This window comes from Paraburkholderia sp. CNPSo 3076 (genome assembly GCF_026343935.1).
GTDB classification, from domain to species: domain Bacteria; phylum Pseudomonadota; class Gammaproteobacteria; order Burkholderiales; family Burkholderiaceae; genus Paraburkholderia; species Paraburkholderia nodosa.
On sequence record NZ_JAPMAL010000036.1, the window covers coordinates 1 to 18,202 of the forward strand.

Genomic DNA, 18,202 nt, shown 5'->3' on the forward strand with positions numbered 1-18,202 from the left:
ACTGCAAGAATCTCGGCATCAAGGTTCACGGCACCTTCATTCTGGGGCTGCCGGGCGAGACGCAGGACACCATCAAAAAGACGATCGAGTACGCGAAGGAAATCAATCCGCATACGATTCAGGTGTCGCTCGCAGCGCCCTATCCGGGCACGACGCTCTACAAGCAGGCCGTGGAAAACGGCTGGATGGAAGAGAACAAGACCATCAACCTGGTGAGCAAGGAAGGGGTGCAGCTCGCGGCGATCGGCTATGCGCATCTGTCGCGCGACGAGATCTATCACCACCTGGAGCAGTTCTACCGTCAGTTCTATTTCCGGCCGTCGAAGATCTGGGAGATCGTGCGCGAGATGCTCACGAGCTGGGACATGATGAAGCGGCGTCTGCGCGAAGGCGTGGAGTTCTTCCGCTTCCTGCGCGCGCACGAGGCATGATGGACCGCGCGCATGCGACGGGGCGAACGGGTGCCATCGTTGCGATGGCCGTGACGGTGCTTGCCGTCGCTTTTGCGGCAATCGAAGTCATTCGCGCTGAATTGCCCGCGTTCTCGCACCTGCTCTTCAATTCGCTCGCGGTGCTTAGCGGTCTTTGCGCCGTGCTCGGCATCATCTATACCTGCACGGCGAGCGCGCTGGTCGGCCGTTTCTTCGCGCGCGAAGTGGCGACACCTCGGCACTTTCCGGCCATCACGCTCGCCAAGCCGCTGCATGGCGACGAATGGCACCTCGAGGAGCACCTCGCCAGCTTTTTCGAGCAGGACTATCCTGGACAAGTCCAGTATCTGTTCGGCGTGCACGATGCTCGTGACATAGCGCTCAACGCCATCGAGCAGCTACGCGCGCGTTATCCCGATGCGCACATCACGGTCGTCGCCGATGCGCGCCTATACGGTCCCAACCGCAAGATCGCGAATCTCGTGAACATGCTCGAAAAGGCCGAGCATGACGTGCTGTGCTTTGCCGATAGCGACGTGCTCGTCGACAAGAACTATCTGCGCCAGGTGGTCGGGGCGCTGCAGCAACCGGGCATCGGCCTCGTGACCGCGGTTTATCGCGGCCTGTGCGCGCCGGGATTCTGGCCTCGCGTGGCGTCGGCACTGACCAACTATCATTTTCTGCCCGGCGTCGTCACGGGGCTCGCAATCGGGCGCGCGCGGCCATGCTTCGGCCAGTCCATCGCCATGACGCGTGAAATGCTCGAACGCATTGGCGGGCTGGCGCAATTCGCGCATCACCTCGCCGAAGACCATGCGATCGGCGAAGCCGTGCGCCGCGCCGGCGCGGAAGTTTCTATTCCGCCGATTCTCGTGCGACACGCGTGCGTGGAGAATACGTTTGCCCAACTCTTTGCGCACGAACTGCGCTGGAGCCGCACGGTTCGCGCGGCGGACCGCTCGGGGCATCTGGGCGCCGTGCTGATGCATCCGTTCGCGCTCGCCATGCTTGCCGTGGCATTGTCCGGCGGCGCAGCGCCCGCGTGGATACTGGCCGCCGTGGCGCTGTGCGCGCGCGCGTGGCTGATGTGGCGGACCGACCGCGCGACCGGCGACAAGTCCAGCGGACTGTTATGCTTACCCCTTTGGGAAATGGTCCAGTTCGCGATCTATGTCGCGAGCTTTTGTTCGTCTGGCGTCGTTTGGCGCGGCACGCGCTTTCGCGTCGACAGGAATGGCATGCTTTCGCCAGTCCACGAGACCTGAGCGTCACAGTAGATGGGGGGCACAATGAGACGGGAGCATCCACTAGAGAGCACCCGCAGATGAAGCACATGGGACGTATCGCCGCCCTGGTCGGTCTTGCGATCGCCGTGTGGCTCGTATGGCGCGAACATCCCGCGGCGGTGCTGCAACTGTTGCGCGGCGCGGGCATGGGCCTCGTGCTGGCGGCCATCGTGCATATCCTGCCGATGTGCGCGAACGCGTGGGACTGGCGCAGCCTGATTCGGGCGGCGCAGCGTCCGTCGTTCGCGACGATGCTCAAACTCGTGTGGATTCGCGAGTCGATCAACGGCTTGCTGCCCGTTGCGCGCGTGGGTGGGGAACTCGTGTCGTTCCGCTTGCTCGGCCGTGCGGGCGTACGGCCGGCCACGGCGGTGGCGAGCCTCATCGCCGACATGCAGCTCACGCTGATCAGCCAGGTGCTGTTTGCTTTGCTCGCAGCTGGCTATCTGCTCGAACATTCCTCATCCGACACCGCGCGGGTCGTGGGGCGGATCGCATGGGGCCTCGCGGGCTTCATACCGCTGCTCGTGCTCTTCGCGCTCGTGCAGCATGCGCGGCCGTTCGAGCGCGCGGCACGCACGCTCAACCGCGTCACGAGCGGCAAGGTTGTCGATCTCGTGGGCAAGTCCGCGCGCGTCGATTTATCTCTCAAGCTGATCTGGCGGCAGACCGGCGTGGTCGTGCGCTATGTGCTCATCTGGCAAACGCTGCAATGTCTCGGCTACGCGCTTGAAATCTGGATCGCGTTGCGCGTGCTCGGCACGGACGCGACCTTCGGGCAGGCGTTCGTGATCGAAGCCCTGATCCAGATGCTGAGCAGCATCGCGTTTCTCGTGCCAGCCGGCCTTGGCGTGCAGGAGGGCGGGTTCGTCGTGATCGGCGGACTGCTGGGATTCGATGCGCCCACTTGTCTCGCGCTCGCGGGCGCAAGACGCGTGCGCGATCTGATGTTCTATTTGCCCGGGCTGCTTGCCTGGCAGGCGGCCGAATACGGCTGGCCGTCACGACGCCGGACAGAGGGCACGGCCACGCGCACCCGCACGGAATAATCCCGGAAGTGACCTGTTATTGAAGACAGGTCGCTTCACATTGCTCTATTGTCGGCAATCGCCCGAAAGGACTCGACATGGCAAGGGATTTCAGCGCGCTGAACAAGCACGCTCACCGCGAATACAAATTTGTTCAGGCCGATTCATATCGTCAGGTCAGGCAGACCTACGGGACAGATATGGATGGCGGGGCGTGCATGGGAGTCGTGTTGAATTGGGTCAAGGAGAAGTTGTCGACCTCGAACGGGCTACTTCGTCCTGATGGTCCCCTGCGCAATTCGGCCGTCAAGCATTTTTCAAATCCACTCAATCCCCTTTCGCGCATTCGCAACGGCATCTCCCCGCCCACGGATTCCACGCTGGGGAAACTCATCGGCAAGGAACCCGGGCAACCACGCGGCAGAAAGAGCGGGGCGCGCAACGAAGCGGCCATGCTGGAGGGCGCGAAGAATCAGGAAAATTACAACCGCTACAAGACCATTGACGAGTTGGTCGCTGAACTCGAGCTCGATCCGGGCGGATATACGCCAGAAGAAAAAACGCGCAAGGTAAAGTATGTCGCGCAGAATGCTGGCACAAGCCGCCCCCAGGAGAGTTTCGGAGCCGAGCGCGTGGACGACGCCACGATTGCCGGAGCCGGGGAGCAGTTACCCAAGGGCAATGCAATCGTGCTCGATTTGAAGCAAGAGGCTGGTGGTACCGGGCACGCCGTTGCGTTCTACAAGAGCCGGGGAGGCACGCTCTATTTTTTCGACCCGAACGCCGGCGTGTACGAGATTTCTCGTCCGTATGAGAAACACCTTCTGGGATTCGTGCAGGCGTGGCTCGATGTCTACACGAAGGACAAAGACGATAATGGCGTGCCCACTCCGAAAAACTGGAAGACGAAGGATGAACACCGCTGGTATTCAGTTTATACCCGCACTGCCCCCAAGAAAGCCGGCACTACCCCCACGGAAGACTAACGCCTGAAAGAACCCGGAGCCCTCGCGAGCATTAACCGTGACTCGTGCGCAACTGAAAGCGCCAACGCTCGAGATTCGAGAGTTCATCCATGGTCTTCTTCTCGATGTCGCCGCGAATCAGGTGATGAATCGTGAGCCGACCCTGCTGTGTCTCCAGGATCTGCACTAGCCGTGCGCGCTCCTGGTGGCCCTTGAAGCCCAGATCGAAATAGATGACGCGGCGACGCGTATCCCCGGTGACGAGGCTCAAACCGCCCCCGCCGCCCGACCCGCCAAGGACGCCCATTTGGGGAATATCCCGTATGAGGAGATTCCAGCTGAAGCCATTGCGCGCGATCCACTTCTTTGCATCCTCCTCGCGCTTCATGGCCATGAGCGCAGCGGGCGGATGGTTGGTCACATCGGTCGCGATCGTATAGCGCGACCTGTGCCAATTCCTGAAGGTATTCGACTCCCGATTGTGCGCATACATGTTTCTCTCGACCTTGCCTTCGAAGTCCCATTGCTGCGTCACGGTGTCGAACCTGAACCATTCGATGCACTCGTTCCACTCCAGTTGCGGGCATTCGATGTCATCGGCCATGAGCTTGCCGAGCATGGGCGCCTTTACCTCGGCGCGAAACGTCAGATCGAATTGATGACCGGCGGTGCCAGTGGAAGAGCGCCCGCCAATGGGTTTGATCCGCTCCACGGGCACGGCAAGATTGGAAATCGTCATGCGTGCTTTCATGGCTCACCTCTGTGCAATTCGGGATGCAGCGATAACAGCTGAACGTTTCCAGATATTCCCTCCCATGCACGGCGACAGGCTGCAAAAAACAAATGGAATAGTTCTCCTCGCCGGGCTGTTGTGCAAGAGCGGATCGAACTGGATCGACCCGTTGGGCTAAAGGAGCTTCTCCATGAATCACCTCTCACGCGGGAAGCATATTGCGATTGGGGCTGGGCTGATTTCGATGATGAGTGGGCCTTCCGCGCAAGCCGAATCGATCGATGTGCCTGGCGTGCAGCCGTTCCTGAAGACGACCGCAGCGGGGGTGCAGATCTACGCCTGCGAGTACGGTGCGGATCACACGCTCGACTGGGTCTTCCGGCAGCCACGAGCCACGCTCTACGACGCGCACGGCGCCGAGGTGATCGAGCATTCGGCCGGCCCGTCGTGGCAAGCGCACGATGGCAGCCGCATCGAGGGAAAGGTCGTCGCGCAAGAGCCGAGCGATACGCCAGGCAGCGTGCCGCAACTGCTGCTCGAGGCGCACTCCGCCGGATCACCGGGCATGCTCGCATCCGTGCGCTACGTGCAGCGGGTCAGGACGGTTGGCGGCGTGAAGCCGGCCGCGCCGTGCACAGTCGAGCACGAGTCGGGTAGCTCGCCTTATATCGCGACTTACATCTTTTATAAGTAAGAAGACAGATCATAGAACGGTCTCTCTGGAAAGGTACATCGTCAATTAATTCGGAATGCGAAGTTAAGACAGTCAAAGCGCCATGACCATCGAATTCATCACGCATCAGGACTGGACCGCGTGGCTCGAACCTCTCACGCAAGCACAGCCGTGCGGCCCCGACCTCGAATACGACGCGCAATTCCGCGAACTCGAAGAGGCGGTCAGCGGACGTCCGGAAGCCGAGTATGGCGACACGCTCGTGGCCGCGGTGCCGCCCGACTGGGAAGCCGCCGATGCGCTTGGCACCGCATTGATGGCCCGCACGCGAGACCTGCGCGTGGTGATGCATCTGGCGCGGGCGCGCTGGGTCCGCGAGGGCATCACCGGTCTCGCGGACGGGCTCGTCCTGACTGCCGCACTGCTGGAGCGCCACTGGGAGCACGTGCATCCGCAACTCGACGCCAGCGACGGCGACGACGCGACGGCCCGCATCAACGCGCTTGCCGCGTGGACGGAGGCAGGCGGCGTGCTTGCCGGTCTCATGGATAGCCCGCTGCTGCAAGGCCGTTCTCCGGTCACGCTGCGCGAGTGGTCGTATGCGAATGGCGAAACCGTGGCACCAGAAGGGCACACGATGATGAGTCTCACGGCGATCGAAGCGTCGATCGCCGTGTCGCCCGATGCTGCGCGCAGCGCGAAGAAGGCGTTCGATGCCGCACACGACAGCGTCCGCGCGATCGAAGCGACGCTTGCCGAACGGGTAGGCGCTATCCAACCACTCGATTTCGCTTCGTTGAGGGCGTTGCTGGAGCGCGCCTCGTCGCTGCTCGCAACGGGCGTGGGCGAGCACCCGGACGATGCGCAAATGCGTTACGCAGATGAGGCCGGTGTCGCGTCGCCTGCCGCCGCCATCGGCAACGCATCCTCCAGCACGATCAGCAACCGCGCCGACGTGGCCGCCACGCTGAAGCGGATCTGCGCCTGGTACGCGCAACACGAACCTGCGAGCCCGGTGCCGTTACTGCTCGAAAGGGCGCGCGGCCTCGTCGAGAAGTCCTTTGTCGATCTCTTGAAGGACCTCGCGCCAGAAGGGCTCGCGCAACTTACCCAGGTGGTCGGTACGGCTGCCGTCGAAACGCCGGTGGAATGATCGAAGCCGCACTGCAACGCAGTTCAACCAGGAGAACGGTCAAATGGCCAAGGAGAGCAGTCAGAAGTTCATTGCGCGCAATCGGGCGCCGCGCGTGCAGATCGAGTACGACGTGGAAGTGTACGGCTCGGAAAGGAAGGTCAACTTGCCCTTCGTGATGGGCGTGCTGTCCGATCTCTCGGGGCAGCCGCAGGAAGCGCTACCGCCCGTTGCGGAACGCAAGTTTCTGGAAATCGACATCGACAACTTCGACGAACGGCTGCGCTCGATGAAGCCGCGTGTGGCGATGCAGGTCGACAACACGCTGACCGGCGAGGGCAAGATCGGCGTGGACATGACCTTTTCGAGCATGGACGACTTCGAGCCCGCCGCGATCGCGCGCAACGTCGAACCGCTCGCAAGGCTGCTCGAAACGCGCAGCCAGTTGCAGAACCTGCTGACCTATATGGACGGCAAGACCGACGCGGAAAAGCTCGTCGCCCGCTTGCTCGAAGACCCTGCGCTGATGAATGCGCTCGCCGCCGCGCCGAAGCCCGAGGGCGCGCCCGACTCCGAATAGAGGACCCAAGATGGCAGACACCCAACTCGATCCATCCGCGTTCGCGCAGCCGGAAAGGCAGGAAGCCGACGCGGCGAGCCCATCCGGCGAGTTTCAACAGCTCCTGCAGAAGGCATTCCGCCCGCGCACGGAGAAAGCGCGCGAAGCGGTGGAAAGCGCCGTGCGCACGCTCGCGGAGCAGGCGCTGCTCGACACGCACCGCGTGTCCGACGACGCGCTCGCGACCATCGAAGCGCTGATCGCGCGCATCGACGAAAAGCTGAGCGCGCAGATCAACGTCATCCTGCATGCAGGGCCGTTCCAGCAGCTCGAAAGCGCGTGGCGGGGGCTCCACTACCTCGTCACCAACACCGAGAGCGACGAGAGCCTCAAGCTGCGCGTGATGAACATTTCGAAGGCCGACCTGCACCGGTCGCTGCGCAAGTATAAGGGCGTAGCGTGGGACCAAAGCCCGCTCTTCAAGCGGCTTTACGAGGAAGAGTACGGCCAGTTCGGCGGTGAGCCTTACGGCGCACTGGTAGCCGACTACTACTTCGACAACAGCGGCCCCGACGTCGATTTCCTCACCCAGATGGGCAAGGTTTCCGCCGCCGCGCACGCACCGTTCATCGCCGGCGCGGACCCGGCCGTCATGCTGATGGACTCGTGGCAAGAACTCGCGAATCCACGCGATCTCACGAAGATCTTCCAGACGCCCGAGCACGCCGCATGGCGCTCGCTGCGCGATTCCGAAGACTCGCGCTATATCGGCCTTGCCATGCCGCGCTTTCTCGCGCGCACGCCCTATGGCGCGAAAACGAGCCCCGTGGAGGAGTTCGATTTCGAGGAAGACACCGCGGGCGCGGACGCGTCGAAGTACGCGTGGGCCAATGCGGCCTACGCGATGGCCGTGAACATCAACCGCTCGTTCAAGACGTGGGGATGGTGCTCGCGCATTCGCGGCATCGAGTCGGGCGGAGTGGTGGAGGATCTGCCGGTCCACGCGTTTCCCACCGACGACGGCGGCGTCGACATGAAGTGCCCGACGGAGATTGCGATTAGCGACCGCCGCGAGGCCGAGCTGGCGAAGAACGGCTTCATGCCGCTCGTGCACAAGAAGAATTCGGATATCGCGGCTTTCATCGGCGCGCAGTCGCTCAACAAGCCGATCGAATACGAAGACCCGGACGCCACGGCGAACGCCAACCTCGCCGCGCGTCTGCCTTATCTGTTCGCCTGCAGCCGTTTCGCGCACTACCTCAAGTGCATTGCGCGCGACAAGCTCGGCAGCTTCAAGGAGAAGGACGACATGCAGCGCTGGCTGCAGGACTGGATTCTTCAGTACGTGGACGGCGACCCCGCCAACTCGTCGGAGGAGACCAAGTCGCGCCGGCCGCTTGCGGCGGCGGAAGTCGTGGTCGAAGAAGTGGAGGGCAATCCGGGCTACTACACCTCGAAGTTCTATCTGCGTCCGCATTATCAGCTCGAAGGCCTGACCGTCTCGTTGCGGCTCGTTTCGCGGCTGCCGTCGACCAAAGCGGCGTGAGTCGCCGCGGTTTTCAACTCTGAACGAACCCGATCAATAAGGAATCCAAATGGCAGTCGATATTTTTTTGAAGCTTGGCACGGTCACGGGCGAGTCGCTGGATACGACTCACAAGGACGAAATCGACGTGCTCTCGTGGAGCTGGAGCATGGATCAGTCCGGCACGATGCACCTCGGCACGGGCGGTGGCGGCGGCAAGGTCGACGTGCATGACCTATCGATCACCAAGTACACGGATCACGCCACGCCGGCCATCATGACCGCCTGCGTGACCGGAAAGCACTTCCCGACGGGCAAACTCACCGTGCGCAAGGCGGGCGGCAACAAACCGCTGGAGTACTACACGATCGACCTGGAAAAAGTGCTCGTCACGAACTACGCGACAGGCGGTTCGGACGGCGAAGACCGCTTCACCGAAACGGTGACGCTCAACTTCGAGAAATTCCACGTGACCTACCAGCAGCAAGATCCGACCACCGGCTCGGCGCTCGGCGGCGTGGTCGAGTGCAAGTGGAACATTCCGGCCAGCGCGCCGGCGTAAGCGGATCATGCGCACGAGAAACGCCGAGCGCGTGCTGCCCTCGCTGCTCGAGCGGCTGACCGACCACGCGCCCGAGGCGACCAGCGAAGTCCGCGAGCATCGGGCCAGTTCGGCGCGCGCGCAGCGCCTGAGCGTCATGCGCGACATCGGCTGGCTCCTCAATGCGCGGGGCATCGCGTCGGCGCAGGAGATCGCGCGCTATCCGTGCGTGGCCGACTCGGTGCTGAACTTTGGCTTCGCGGAGCTGGCGGGCAAGAGCGCGTCGGATGTGGAGCTCACGCGGATCGAACGGCTGATTGCCGAGGCGATCGGCGCGTTCGAGCCGCGCATCGTGCGCGGCACCTTGCGCGTGCGCGCCATTCAGTCCGGTGGCGTGGCGATCGCGCACAACGCGCTGGCGTTCATCGTCGAGGGCGATCTCCATGCGCATCCGGTGCCCGAGCGGCTTTATTTGCGCACGGAACTCGATCTGGAGGCCGGCAAGGCGAACGTGTACGAAGAGGTGACGCCCAGATGAACCCCGACTTCCTGCAGTACTACAGCCGCGAACTGCAGCATGTTCGCGAGATGGGCGGCGAGTTCGCCAAGGCGTTTCCGAAGATCGCGGGGCGGCTCGGCCTCGAAGGTTTCGACTGCACCGATCCCTATGTGGAGCGCTTGCTCGAAGGTTTCGGCTTTCTTGCCGCACGCGTGCAGATGAAAATCGATGCCGAGTTTCCGCGCTTCACGCAGCATCTCGCCGAACTGGTGTATCCGCACTATCTAGCGCCGACGCCCGCAATGACGGTCGTGCAACTGCAGCCCGACAAGACTCACCCCGCGCTTGCGGACGGGGTTGCCGTGCCGCGCGGCACGCCCCTGCAGGGCCGGTTCGACGGCGAGCGCGCGACGCGCTGCGAGTTTCGCACGGCGCACGCGCTCACCTTGTCGCCGCTCGAACTGGTGGAGGCGCGCCTTTTTACCCACACCGGCGCGCTGCCCGGCATCGCGGCCGCCATGCCGCGCGGCGTGAAGGCAGGCTTGCGCCTCAAACTGCGCGCGCTCGGCGAACGCTCGATTAGCGACCTCGCCATCGATCATCTGCCCATCTACCTGCGCGGCAGCGACGGCACGGCGGCAAAGCTCCATGAACTTCTGGTCGGTTCGACGCTCGGCATCGCGACGCCCAGTGGCGTGCTGCCGCCTTCGTCGCTGCGCCCGCTCGGCTTCTCGGATGAAGAAGCGCTGCTGCCCGTGAGCGATCAATCGTTTCCAGGCTATCGGCTGCTGCAGGAGTATTTCGCATTTGCGCAGCGCTTCATGTTCGTCGGCATCGATGGATTGCGCTCGCATTTCGCTCGTTGTGAAAGCAATGAAATCGAGCTTGTCGTCCTGCTTTCGAAGGGCGATACCGCACTCGAGCAACGGATCGACCACGAGAATTTTGCGCTCCATTGCACGCCTGCGATCAATCTGTTTGCGCGCCGCGCCGATCGCATCGCGGTGACGGGCGAGCAGTTCGAGCATCACGTCGTGGTAGACCGCACGCGGCCGCGCGACTTCGAAGTCTATCGCGTACAAAGCGTGACGGGCCATCGCTCGGGTGGCGGCGCGCTGGTCGAGTTTCAGCCGTTCTACCGCATGCGCGATCTCGGCGCAGGCGACCCCGACACAGCGTTCTATCAGGTGCGGCGCGAAAAGCGTCTGCCGTCCGCCCGCGAGCAGGAGCGCGGCGCGCGTTCGTCGTATGCGGGCAGCGAAACCTGGATCGCGCTGGTGGATACACACGAAGCACCGTATCCCGGCGATCTGCATCAGCTCGGTGTCAGCGTGCTGTGCACCAACCGCGATCTCACGCTGACCCTGCCGCTCGGGCGCGGCGAAACCGACTTCACGCTGGAGCTCGAAGCGCCGGTTTCCGGCGTGCGCTGTGTCGCCGGGCCGAGCCGCCCGTTGCCATCCTATGCGCAAGGAGCAGTGGCGTGGCGTCTCCTGAGCCACCTGTCGCTCAACTACGCATCGCTCGTGGACGACGCGAACGGGAGCGGCGCCCGCGCCATGCGCGACCTGCTCGCGCTCTACGCGCCCGAAGGCGACGACGCGGCCGCGCGGCAGATCGAAGGCTTGCGCTCCGTCGGCTCGCGGGCGGTCACGCGGCGCCTGCCTTCGCGCGGGCCGATCGTGTTCGGGCGCGGCCTCGCGCTCGAAGTGTTGCTCGACGAGAGCGGTTTTGAAGGTGCGAGCGCGTTTTTGTTCGGCGCGGTGCTCGCGCGCTTTTTCGCGCAATACGTGTCGGTGAATTCGTTTACCGAAACCTGCGTGAGTTCGACCACACGCGGTGAAATCATGCGCTGGGCGCCGGGGAGCGGGCAATGCCGGACGCTGTGATGCTATTCGAGCGCTTCTCCGCCGATGCGAACCGCTTCGACTTCTTTCAGGCTGTGCGGTTGGTCGAATGCGCGCATCGCGGGTTGCCGCGCGTGGGGTCGTCGCTGCGCCCGCGCGACGACGCAGTGCGATTCGGTCAGGAACCCGAATTGATTTTCTTTCCAACGGCGCTACGCCGATTCGTCAGCACGCAGGACACGGCGCCGAAGCTCGCCGTGAACTTCTTCGGGCTGCTCGGCCCGAACGGACCGATGCCCACGCATCTGACCGAATACGTGCGTCACCGCGCGCGTCACGCGGGCGATCCGACTTTCGCGCGCTTTCTCGACGTATTTCATCACCGCATGGCCTCGCTGTTCTATCGCGCGTGGGCCACGGCGCAGCCGGTGGTGAGCCTCGACCGCGACGACGACGACCGGTTCTCCGCATACGTGGGCACCGTGTTCGGGCTCAACGAAGCGGCGCTGCGCAATCGCGACACTGTGCCCGATTTCGCCAAGCTGCATTTCGCGGGGCTGCTCGCGGGGCCCACGCGCCACGCGGCGGGTTTGCGGATCGTGCTGTCGCACTTCTTCGGCTTTCCGGTGGAGGTCGTGCAAAACGTGGGGCACTGGATGAAGCTGCCCGAAGCTGCGCTAACGCGCGTCGGTTCGCGCGACGAAAACGCCCGCATGGGCGTCGCCACGATGCTCGGGGCGAGAGTCTTCGATCGGCAGCACAAGTTCCGCGTCGTGCTCGGACCGCTTTCGCTGGGCGACTACGAGCGCTTCCTGCCGGGCGGCGCAAGCCTCGTGCGGCTCGCCGACTGGGTGCGTCTGTACGTGCGCGATCCACTCGAATGGGACGTGAACCTGCAATTGCGGCGCGCGCAGGTGCCGCGTCTCGCGCTGGGGCGCAGGCTGCGCCTCGGCTACACGACCTGGCTGCACGCGCGCCCGGCCACGGCCGACGCGGTGCAACTCAAGCTTCGTCCGTTGGCCCCATCTCATGCAAAGGACTAGTTCAATGGCAGACATCAGCCGCGCCGTCCTGTTCGGCAAGCTCGATACGCTCAGTTTCGGCGCGATGGAGAGCGCGACCACGTTCTGCCGCTTGCGCGGCAATGCGTATGTCGAGCTTGCACACTGGCTGCATCAGATGCTGCAGTTGCCCGATTCGGACCTGCATCGCGTGATCCGCTACGCCCATATCGAGCCCGCCGCGCTCGCGCGCGATCTGACCGAGGCGCTCGATCGGCTGCCGCGCGGGGCGGCCTCCGTCAGCGATATTTCATCGCAACTGGAAGAGGCCGTGGAGCGCGGGTGGGTCTATGCGTCGCTGCTCTTCGACGCGCCGAAGGTGCGCAGCGCGCATGTGCTCGTCGGCATGTTGCAGACGCCCGTGCTGCGCAACGCACTGCGCGGCATGTCGCGCGAGTTCGATCGCGTGAAGCTGGATGACCTCGTCGCCAACTTCGCCGATGTGCTCGACGGTTCGCCGGAAGCGTCGACGCCAGCGGCCGTCGTGACGCAGGAACCCGACATGGCGCATCGCACGGACGACGCCTTGCTACGCTTCACCGTCGACCTCACGGCCCAGGCGCGTGAGGGCCGGCTCGATCCCGTGGTGGGCCGCGATGCGGAGATTCGCCAGGTCGTCGACATCCTCATGCGGCGCAGGCAGAACAATCCGATCCTCACGGGGGAGGCGGGCGTCGGCAAGACGGCCGTGGTCGAAGGCCTCGCGCTGCGCATCGCGGCGGGCGACATGCCGCCCGCGCTGCGCGACGTGAGCCTGCGCACGCTAGACGTTGCCCTCCTGCAGGCCGGTGCGGGCGTAAAAGGCGAATTCGAGGCGCGTTTGCGCCAGGTGCTGGAAGCCGTGCAGGCGGCGCCGCATCCCGTCATCCTCTTCATCGACGAGGCGCACACGCTGATCGGCGCAGGCGGCGCGGCAGGCACCGGCGACGCAGCGAATCTGCTCAAGCCCGCGCTCGCGCGCGGCAGCGTGCGCACCATCGCGGCGACGACGTGGTCGGAGTACCGCAGGCACATCGAAAAAGATCCGGCGCTCACGCGGCGCTTTCAGGTCGTGCAGGTCCACGAGCCCGAGGAGGCGCGCGCCGTGACGATGATGCGGGGACTTGCCGCCGCGCTGGAAACGCATCACGGCGTGCAGGTGCTCGACGAGGCGATCGAGGCTGCCGTGAAGCTCTCGCATCGCTATCTGCCCGCGCGCCAGTTGCCGGACAAGTCGGTGAGCCTGCTCGATACCGCATGCGCACGCGTTGCGGTGAGCCAGCACGCCACGCCCCCCGCCGTCGACGATGCGCAACGGCGTATCGATGCGCTCAACACGGAGCTGGAGGTGATCGGGCGCGAGGCGGCTATCGGCATCGATACGGCGGCACGTCGCGAAGCCGCGGCGGCGGCATTGCAAACCGAAACCGCGCGCCTTGCCGATCTGCACGCGCGCTGGCAGGTGGAGCGCGAGATGGTCGAGGACATCCTCGCGCGCCGCGAGGCACTGCGCGAAGGCGCAACGCACGCCGATCTGGCCGCGTTGCGCGAACGGCAGGCGCAGCTCGCCGCGCACCAGGGCGACGCGCCGCTCGTGCTGCCGGGCGTGGACCGTCATGCGGTGGCGGCGGTCGTGCAGGACTGGACCGGCGTGCCCGTGCTCAACATGCTGAAGAACGAGATCGGCAATGTGTTGCGCCTGAACGAGGTGCTCGACTGCCGCATCATCGGCCAGCAGCATGCCACGCAAATGATCGCGCGGCGCGTGCAGACTTCGCGCGCCGGCCTCGACGATCCGGACAAGCCCGTCGGCGTCTTTCTGCTCGCGGGCACATCGGGCGTGGGCAAGACCGAGACGGCGCTCGCGCTTGCCGAGGCACTCTATGGCGGCGAACAGAACCTCATCACCATCAACATGAGCGAGTATCAGGAAGCGCACACCGTGTCGCTGCTCAAGGGCGCGCCGCCGGGCTACGTGGGTTTCGGCGAAGGCGGCGTACTGACCGAAGCGGTGCGCCGGCGGCCGCACAGCGTCGTGCTGCTGGACGAAGTGGAAAAGGCGCACCCCGACGTGCACGAGCTGTTCTTTCAGGTCTTCGATAAAGGCCGCATGGACGACAGCGAAGGCCGTTCCATCGACTTTCGCAATACGCTCATTCTGCTCACGACTAACGCCGGCACCGAATGCATTGCGCAGTTGTGCCGCGATCCGCGCACGAGCCCACCGATGGAGGTGATCGAACGCGAACTGCACGCGCAGTTGCTGGAGACGTTCCCGCCCGCGTTGCTCGGGCGCATGGTGACCATTCCGTATTACCCGCTTTCCAGCGACATGTTGTGCGCCATCATCCGGCTGCAACTCGGCCGCGTGGCCGAGCGTGTGACGCTTACGCACGGTGTGCCGTTCACGTATGACGAGAGCGTGGTGACGCAAATCGCCCAGCGTTGCACGCGCATGGATAGTGGCGGCCGCATGATCGACGCCATTCTCACCAACAGCGTGCTGCCGCGCATCAGCACGGAGTTTCTTGCGCGCGTGATGGACGGTAAAACGCTTGCGCGTGTGCACGTGAGCGTCGAGGGCGAGGAGTTCACTTATGCCTTCGACTGATCGCCATGTGCGCATGACCTGTGCGGCGCTCGGCGACGATGCGGTGTTTCTGCGCATGTCGGCGAGCGAGGCGCTGGGACGCCTGAGCCGCTTCGAGATCGCATTTCTGAGCATGCACAACGATATCGATCCGGGCGCGGTGCTCGGGCAGGACCTGTCTGTGACGCTCGATTATCCGGCGGGCGGGTCGCGCGAGTTCAACGGCATCGTCACGACGCTGCGTCTGCTCGCGCCCGGTGACACCACAAAAAACCGCATGACGCGCTACGAGGCGGTCGTGCATCCGCGCCTGTGGCTGCTCACGCGCGCCTCGCACCGGCGCTTCTTCCATCAGCGCACGGCGCCGCAAATCGTCGCGCAGGTGCTGGAGGCGTACGACGTCGACTTTCGCAATGCATGCACGGCGAGCTATCCGGCGCTCGACCATTGCGTGCAGTACCGCGAGACGGATTTCGACTTCGTGAGCCGCCTCATGGAGCGCGAAGGCATGCATTACTTCTTCGAGCACACAGGCGGCAAGCATACGCTCGTGCTGGCCGATTCCGGCGCGGAGCATCGGCCCATCGCGCACTATGAGTCGGTGCCGTTTCAGGGCTGGGACACGCCTGAGCCCGACGAAGAATGCGTCTACCGCTGGCACGCGGGCGCGACGCTTGAAACGGGGCGCTACGAAGTCAACGACTACGATTTCGAAAAGGCCTCGGTGAGCAACAGCGAAGGGCTCGTTTCGCGCGCGACCCGCAGTGCACCCTACGACCCGCCACGCTATCTGATGCAGGAGCATCTGAGCGGACATCTGAAAGCGGGCGACGGCGAGCGGCTCGCGCGCGTCAACGTGGAGATCCATCAAACGCAGAACGACGCGATGGAAGGGCGCACCACCGCGCGTGGCATCGCGGCGGGCGGCCTGTTCGGGCTGCGCGATCATCCGGGCGGCGCGCAGAACCGCCAGTATCTGGTGATCGAGAACCAGGCCGAAATCGTATCGGATGCCTATGTATCCACGAACGACCCCACGCAGCCGCTATTTGATTGCCACTTCAGGGCGATTTGCAGCGACAACACGTTTCGTTCACCGCGCATCACGCCCGTTCCTCGCGCGGCGGGCCCGCAGACGGCGGTCGTGATCGGGCCGCCGGGCGAGGAGATTCTCACGGACCAGTACGGGCGCGTGAAAGTGCAGTTCCACTGGGAGCAGCTTTCGCAAACAGGCGGCGGGGATCGGCTCGACCGCTGCTGGGTGCGCGTGGCGCAGGGCTGGGCGAACCGGCGCTGGGGGGCGATGTGCCTGCCGCGCATCGGCCAGGAGGTGCTGGTGGATTTCATCGAAGGCGATCCCGACCGGCCTGTGATCGTCGGCGCGGTCTACAACTCGACCAACATGCCGCCGTACGACCTGCCCGCGCAAAGCGCGGTGTCCACGCTCAAGAGCCAGTCGACGAAGGGCGGCAACGGCTACAACGAAGTCCGCTTCGACGACCGCAAGGGCGGCGAGCAGATGTTCTTTCACGCCGAGCGCGATCACGAAACATGGATCAAGCACGACGCGCTGATGAACGTCACCGGCGAGCGGCATCTGCGCGTCGGCGGCGGCGAGTTTCGCGAGACGCGCGGCGCGCGCAACGATTCGGTGCTGGGCAGCAGCACGTCGCGCGTGCTTGGCAGCGTCTCGGCAGCGAGCATGACGACGCACGAGCAGTTCGTAGGCGAGGCGTATTCGCTCGACGCCGGCGCGGCCGTGCACATCAAGGCGGGCGCGGCCGTGGAGATCGAGGCTGGCGCAACCATCGCGCTGCGTGCAGGGGCGGCCTACATCCTCATCGGTCCGGAGACGATCGAGATGTCGAGCTTCCCGATTCCGCTCGGCCCGGGCGTGCCACCGGTGCCGCTTTCATTACCGCCCGCGCCGCCCAGGCCGCCGCGCGACGCCGACGACGGCACGAGCAAGATTCGCAATCAGGAGGCCCCGTGAGATTGACGCTGACTGTTGAGGGCGGCGATGCCGGCGAGAACGCCGCGCCACGCACGATGGAGATCGATGATCGCGCAACCATTGGGCGCGCGCCGGAAAGTACGGTGGTGCTGGGCGACGCGCAACGCGGTATTTCGCGCATGCAGGCGAGCATCGAACGCCGTGGGGCCACTTACGTACTGGTCGATACCGGCAGCAATCCGACACTGCTGAACGGCGAGGCGCTGAACGGCGCGCACGAGGCGGTGCTGTCCGATGGCGACCAGATCCGGATTGGCGCTTATACGCTTGCAGTTTCGCTCGAAAAAAGCGAGGAAAGCTGGGCGCCAGTCGATCAAACGCTGATGACGCAACCCACGCCGCCCACGCAGCCACCCGCGGCGAGCCTGCCGGGGACGCCCGAATTCGAGGCGCCGCCGGGCGCGCCGCTCATCCCCGACGACTGGGACGCGCCGCGCGCTTCCGGCACGCCGCAGCCCCTGCGCGACGACGCGCCGTTCACGCCCGACCCGCTCGCTGCGACCCCGCTGCTGCGCGAATCGGGTCATTTCGGCGGCGAAGCGAACGAGGCGCTACTGGACGTGCTGGGCTCCGCCGACCCGTTGCGCGACGCTCCCGCGCGGGCGGAGCGCGAACCTGCCGCGCCGTCACGCAGTTTCGAGCACGTGTCGCCGGAAAAAGCGCTGGCTGCGCTACCGGCGCACCGGTCCGAGGACTCGCGCGCCGCGACGCCGGAGGCCCGCCCAGCCGCCCCGCGCGTGGACGATTCGGCAGTGCTGGACGCATTGCTGGAGGGTCTCGGCATCGCGCCCGCCGAGGTCGCCCACCTGAGCGCGCCGGAAGTCGCACGCCTGGCCGGTGCGCTGCTGCGCGAAGCCACGCAGGGCACGATGAGCGTGTTGCGCTCGCGCGCGATGGCGCGGCGCGAGGCCCGCATGGCGATGACGATGATCGAGGCGCGCGACAACAACCCGCTCAAATTCTTCCCCGACGCAGACCGCGCCCTGACGCAAATGCTGGGCGCGCGCGGGCGCGGCTATCTCGCGCCCGACGAAGCCTTGCGCGCCGCCTATCGCGATATCCAGGCACACGAACTCGCGCTCGTCGCGGGTATGCGCGCCGCGTTCGACGACGCCATGGCGCGCATCGATCCCGCCGCGATCGAACGCTCGCTCGACGCGCCCGCCGGGCTCGAAGCGCTCGTCGGCAATCGCCGGGCGCGCCTGTGGCAGCGCTTCGTGAAGACGTGGGAGCAAGTGTCGCGTGACGCGGGCGACGATTTCCAGCAGCGCTTTGGCGAACCGTTCGGCCGCGCCTATCAGGCGCAGCTCGACGCGCTGCAATTTCCGAAGGATTGAGT

The 18,202-nt window shown here is 64.9% G+C and carries 15 protein-coding genes and 1 pseudogene; 15 read left to right on the plus strand and 1 reads right to left on the minus strand.

Annotation, left to right across the window (positions count from 1 at the left end):
- The 4 genes and pseudogenes from M3A49_RS33325 to M3A49_RS33340 form a co-directional block, all read left to right on the plus strand.
- Positions 1-431 (plus strand): annotated as a pseudogene (locus tag M3A49_RS33325) (hopanoid biosynthesis associated radical SAM protein HpnJ); the annotation flags it as partial.
- The gene (hpnI, locus tag M3A49_RS33330) at positions 431-1,696 is read left to right on the plus strand and encodes a bacteriohopanetetrol glucosamine biosynthesis glycosyltransferase HpnI (protein ID WP_266232759.1); all 1,266 of its coding nucleotides are present in this window, start codon (positions 431-433) and stop codon (positions 1,694-1,696) included. The pseudogene M3A49_RS33325 and the gene hpnI, both read left to right, overlap by 1 nt.
- Before the next feature lie 59 nt (positions 1,697-1,755).
- Complete coding sequence (locus M3A49_RS33335) at positions 1,756-2,766, plus strand: lysylphosphatidylglycerol synthase domain-containing protein (RefSeq protein ID WP_254356080.1); 1,011 nt, start codon at positions 1,756-1,758, stop codon at positions 2,764-2,766.
- Positions 2,767-2,843: 77 nt separating this feature from the next.
- Complete coding sequence (locus tag M3A49_RS33340; protein ID WP_266232760.1) at positions 2,844-3,731, plus strand: YopT-type cysteine protease domain-containing protein; 888 nt, start codon at positions 2,844-2,846, stop codon at positions 3,729-3,731.
- A gap of 31 nt (positions 3,732-3,762) precedes the next feature.
- Here the strand turns inward: M3A49_RS33340 and M3A49_RS33345 are convergent, their stop codons facing one another.
- The gene (locus M3A49_RS33345; protein WP_254356078.1) at positions 3,763-4,449 is read right to left on the minus strand and encodes a hypothetical protein; all 687 of its coding nucleotides are present in this window, start codon (positions 4,447-4,449) and stop codon (positions 3,763-3,765) included.
- 184 nt (positions 4,450-4,633) lie between these two features.
- On the opposite strand from M3A49_RS33345, the gene M3A49_RS33350 reads away from it, so the two are divergent.
- The 11 genes from M3A49_RS33350 to tagH all read left to right on the plus strand — a co-directional run bounded on the left by M3A49_RS33350 (position 4,634) and on the right by tagH (position 18,200).
- Positions 4,634-5,137, plus strand: coding sequence for a DUF3455 domain-containing protein (locus M3A49_RS33350; protein WP_254356077.1), 504 nt, complete (start codon positions 4,634-4,636; stop codon positions 5,135-5,137).
- A gap of 82 nt (positions 5,138-5,219) precedes the next feature.
- Positions 5,220-6,269, plus strand: coding sequence for a type VI secretion system protein TssA (tssA, locus tag M3A49_RS33355; protein ID WP_266232761.1), 1,050 nt, complete (start codon positions 5,220-5,222; stop codon positions 6,267-6,269).
- Positions 6,270-6,312: 43 nt separating this feature from the next.
- Positions 6,313-6,828, plus strand: a complete 516-nt coding sequence (gene tssB / locus M3A49_RS33360) for a type VI secretion system contractile sheath small subunit (protein WP_133188563.1) — start codon at positions 6,313-6,315, stop codon at positions 6,826-6,828.
- Positions 6,829-6,838: 10 nt separating this feature from the next.
- Positions 6,839-8,353: a type VI secretion system contractile sheath large subunit gene (gene tssC, locus M3A49_RS33365; RefSeq protein ID WP_266232762.1), complete on the plus strand. Its 1,515-nt coding sequence runs from the start codon at positions 6,839-6,841 to the stop codon at positions 8,351-8,353.
- 49 nt (positions 8,354-8,402) lie between these two features.
- A complete protein-coding gene (locus M3A49_RS33370) occupies positions 8,403-8,894 on the plus strand; it encodes an Hcp family type VI secretion system effector (RefSeq protein WP_028207605.1) in 492 nt (163 codons plus the stop codon).
- A 7-nt stretch (positions 8,895-8,901) separates the two neighbouring features.
- A complete protein-coding gene (tssE, locus tag M3A49_RS33375; protein ID WP_254356072.1) occupies positions 8,902-9,411 on the plus strand; it encodes a type VI secretion system baseplate subunit TssE in 510 nt (169 codons plus the stop codon).
- On the plus strand, positions 9,408-11,261 hold the full coding sequence (tssF, locus tag M3A49_RS33380) for a type VI secretion system baseplate subunit TssF (protein ID WP_266232763.1): 1,854 nt from the start codon (positions 9,408-9,410) through the stop codon (positions 11,259-11,261). Before tssE ends, tssF begins: the two co-directional genes overlap by 4 nt.
- Positions 11,246-12,262 carry a type VI secretion system baseplate subunit TssG gene (gene tssG / locus M3A49_RS33385; protein WP_266232764.1) on the plus strand — a complete coding sequence of 339 codons (1,017 nt, stop codon included), beginning with the start codon at positions 11,246-11,248 and terminating at the stop codon, positions 12,260-12,262. The genes tssF and tssG overlap by 16 nt, the downstream gene beginning before the upstream one ends.
- A gap of 4 nt (positions 12,263-12,266) precedes the next feature.
- Positions 12,267-14,870 (plus strand): type VI secretion system ATPase TssH, encoded by a 2,604-nt coding sequence (gene tssH / locus M3A49_RS33390; protein ID WP_266232765.1) that lies wholly within the window; start codon positions 12,267-12,269, stop codon positions 14,868-14,870.
- A complete protein-coding gene (locus M3A49_RS33395) occupies positions 14,857-16,842 on the plus strand; it encodes a type VI secretion system Vgr family protein (RefSeq protein WP_266232766.1) in 1,986 nt (661 codons plus the stop codon). The genes tssH and M3A49_RS33395 overlap by 14 nt, the downstream gene beginning before the upstream one ends.
- A complete protein-coding gene (gene tagH, locus M3A49_RS33400) occupies positions 16,839-18,200 on the plus strand; it encodes a type VI secretion system-associated FHA domain protein TagH (RefSeq protein ID WP_266232767.1) in 1,362 nt (453 codons plus the stop codon). The genes M3A49_RS33395 and tagH overlap by 4 nt, the downstream gene beginning before the upstream one ends.
- The last annotated feature ends 2 nt before the right edge of the window (positions 18,201-18,202 follow it).

Coding starts and splice junctions, on each gene's coding strand:
- hpnI (WP_266232759.1), top strand. CDS start 431: ATGGACCGCGCGCATGCGACGGGGCGAACGGGTGCCATCGTTGCGATG.
- M3A49_RS33335 (WP_254356080.1), top strand. CDS start 1,756: ATGAAGCACATGGGACGTATCGCCGCCCTGGTCGGTCTTGCGATCGCC.
- M3A49_RS33340 (WP_266232760.1), top strand. CDS start 2,844: ATGGCAAGGGATTTCAGCGCGCTGAACAAGCACGCTCACCGCGAATAC.
- M3A49_RS33345 (WP_254356078.1), bottom strand. CDS start 4,449: ATGACGATTTCCAATCTTGCCGTGCCCGTGGAGCGGATCAAACCCATT.
- M3A49_RS33350 (WP_254356077.1), top strand. CDS start 4,634: ATGAATCACCTCTCACGCGGGAAGCATATTGCGATTGGGGCTGGGCTG.
- tssA (WP_266232761.1), top strand. CDS start 5,220: ATGACCATCGAATTCATCACGCATCAGGACTGGACCGCGTGGCTCGAA.
- tssB (WP_133188563.1), top strand. CDS start 6,313: ATGGCCAAGGAGAGCAGTCAGAAGTTCATTGCGCGCAATCGGGCGCCG.
- tssC (WP_266232762.1), top strand. CDS start 6,839: ATGGCAGACACCCAACTCGATCCATCCGCGTTCGCGCAGCCGGAAAGG.
- M3A49_RS33370 (WP_028207605.1), top strand. CDS start 8,403: ATGGCAGTCGATATTTTTTTGAAGCTTGGCACGGTCACGGGCGAGTCG.
- tssE (WP_254356072.1), top strand. CDS start 8,902: ATGCGCACGAGAAACGCCGAGCGCGTGCTGCCCTCGCTGCTCGAGCGG.
- tssF (WP_266232763.1), top strand. CDS start 9,408: ATGAACCCCGACTTCCTGCAGTACTACAGCCGCGAACTGCAGCATGTT.
- tssG (WP_266232764.1), top strand. CDS start 11,246: ATGCCGGACGCTGTGATGCTATTCGAGCGCTTCTCCGCCGATGCGAAC.
- tssH (WP_266232765.1), top strand. CDS start 12,267: ATGGCAGACATCAGCCGCGCCGTCCTGTTCGGCAAGCTCGATACGCTC.
- M3A49_RS33395 (WP_266232766.1), top strand. CDS start 14,857: ATGCCTTCGACTGATCGCCATGTGCGCATGACCTGTGCGGCGCTCGGC.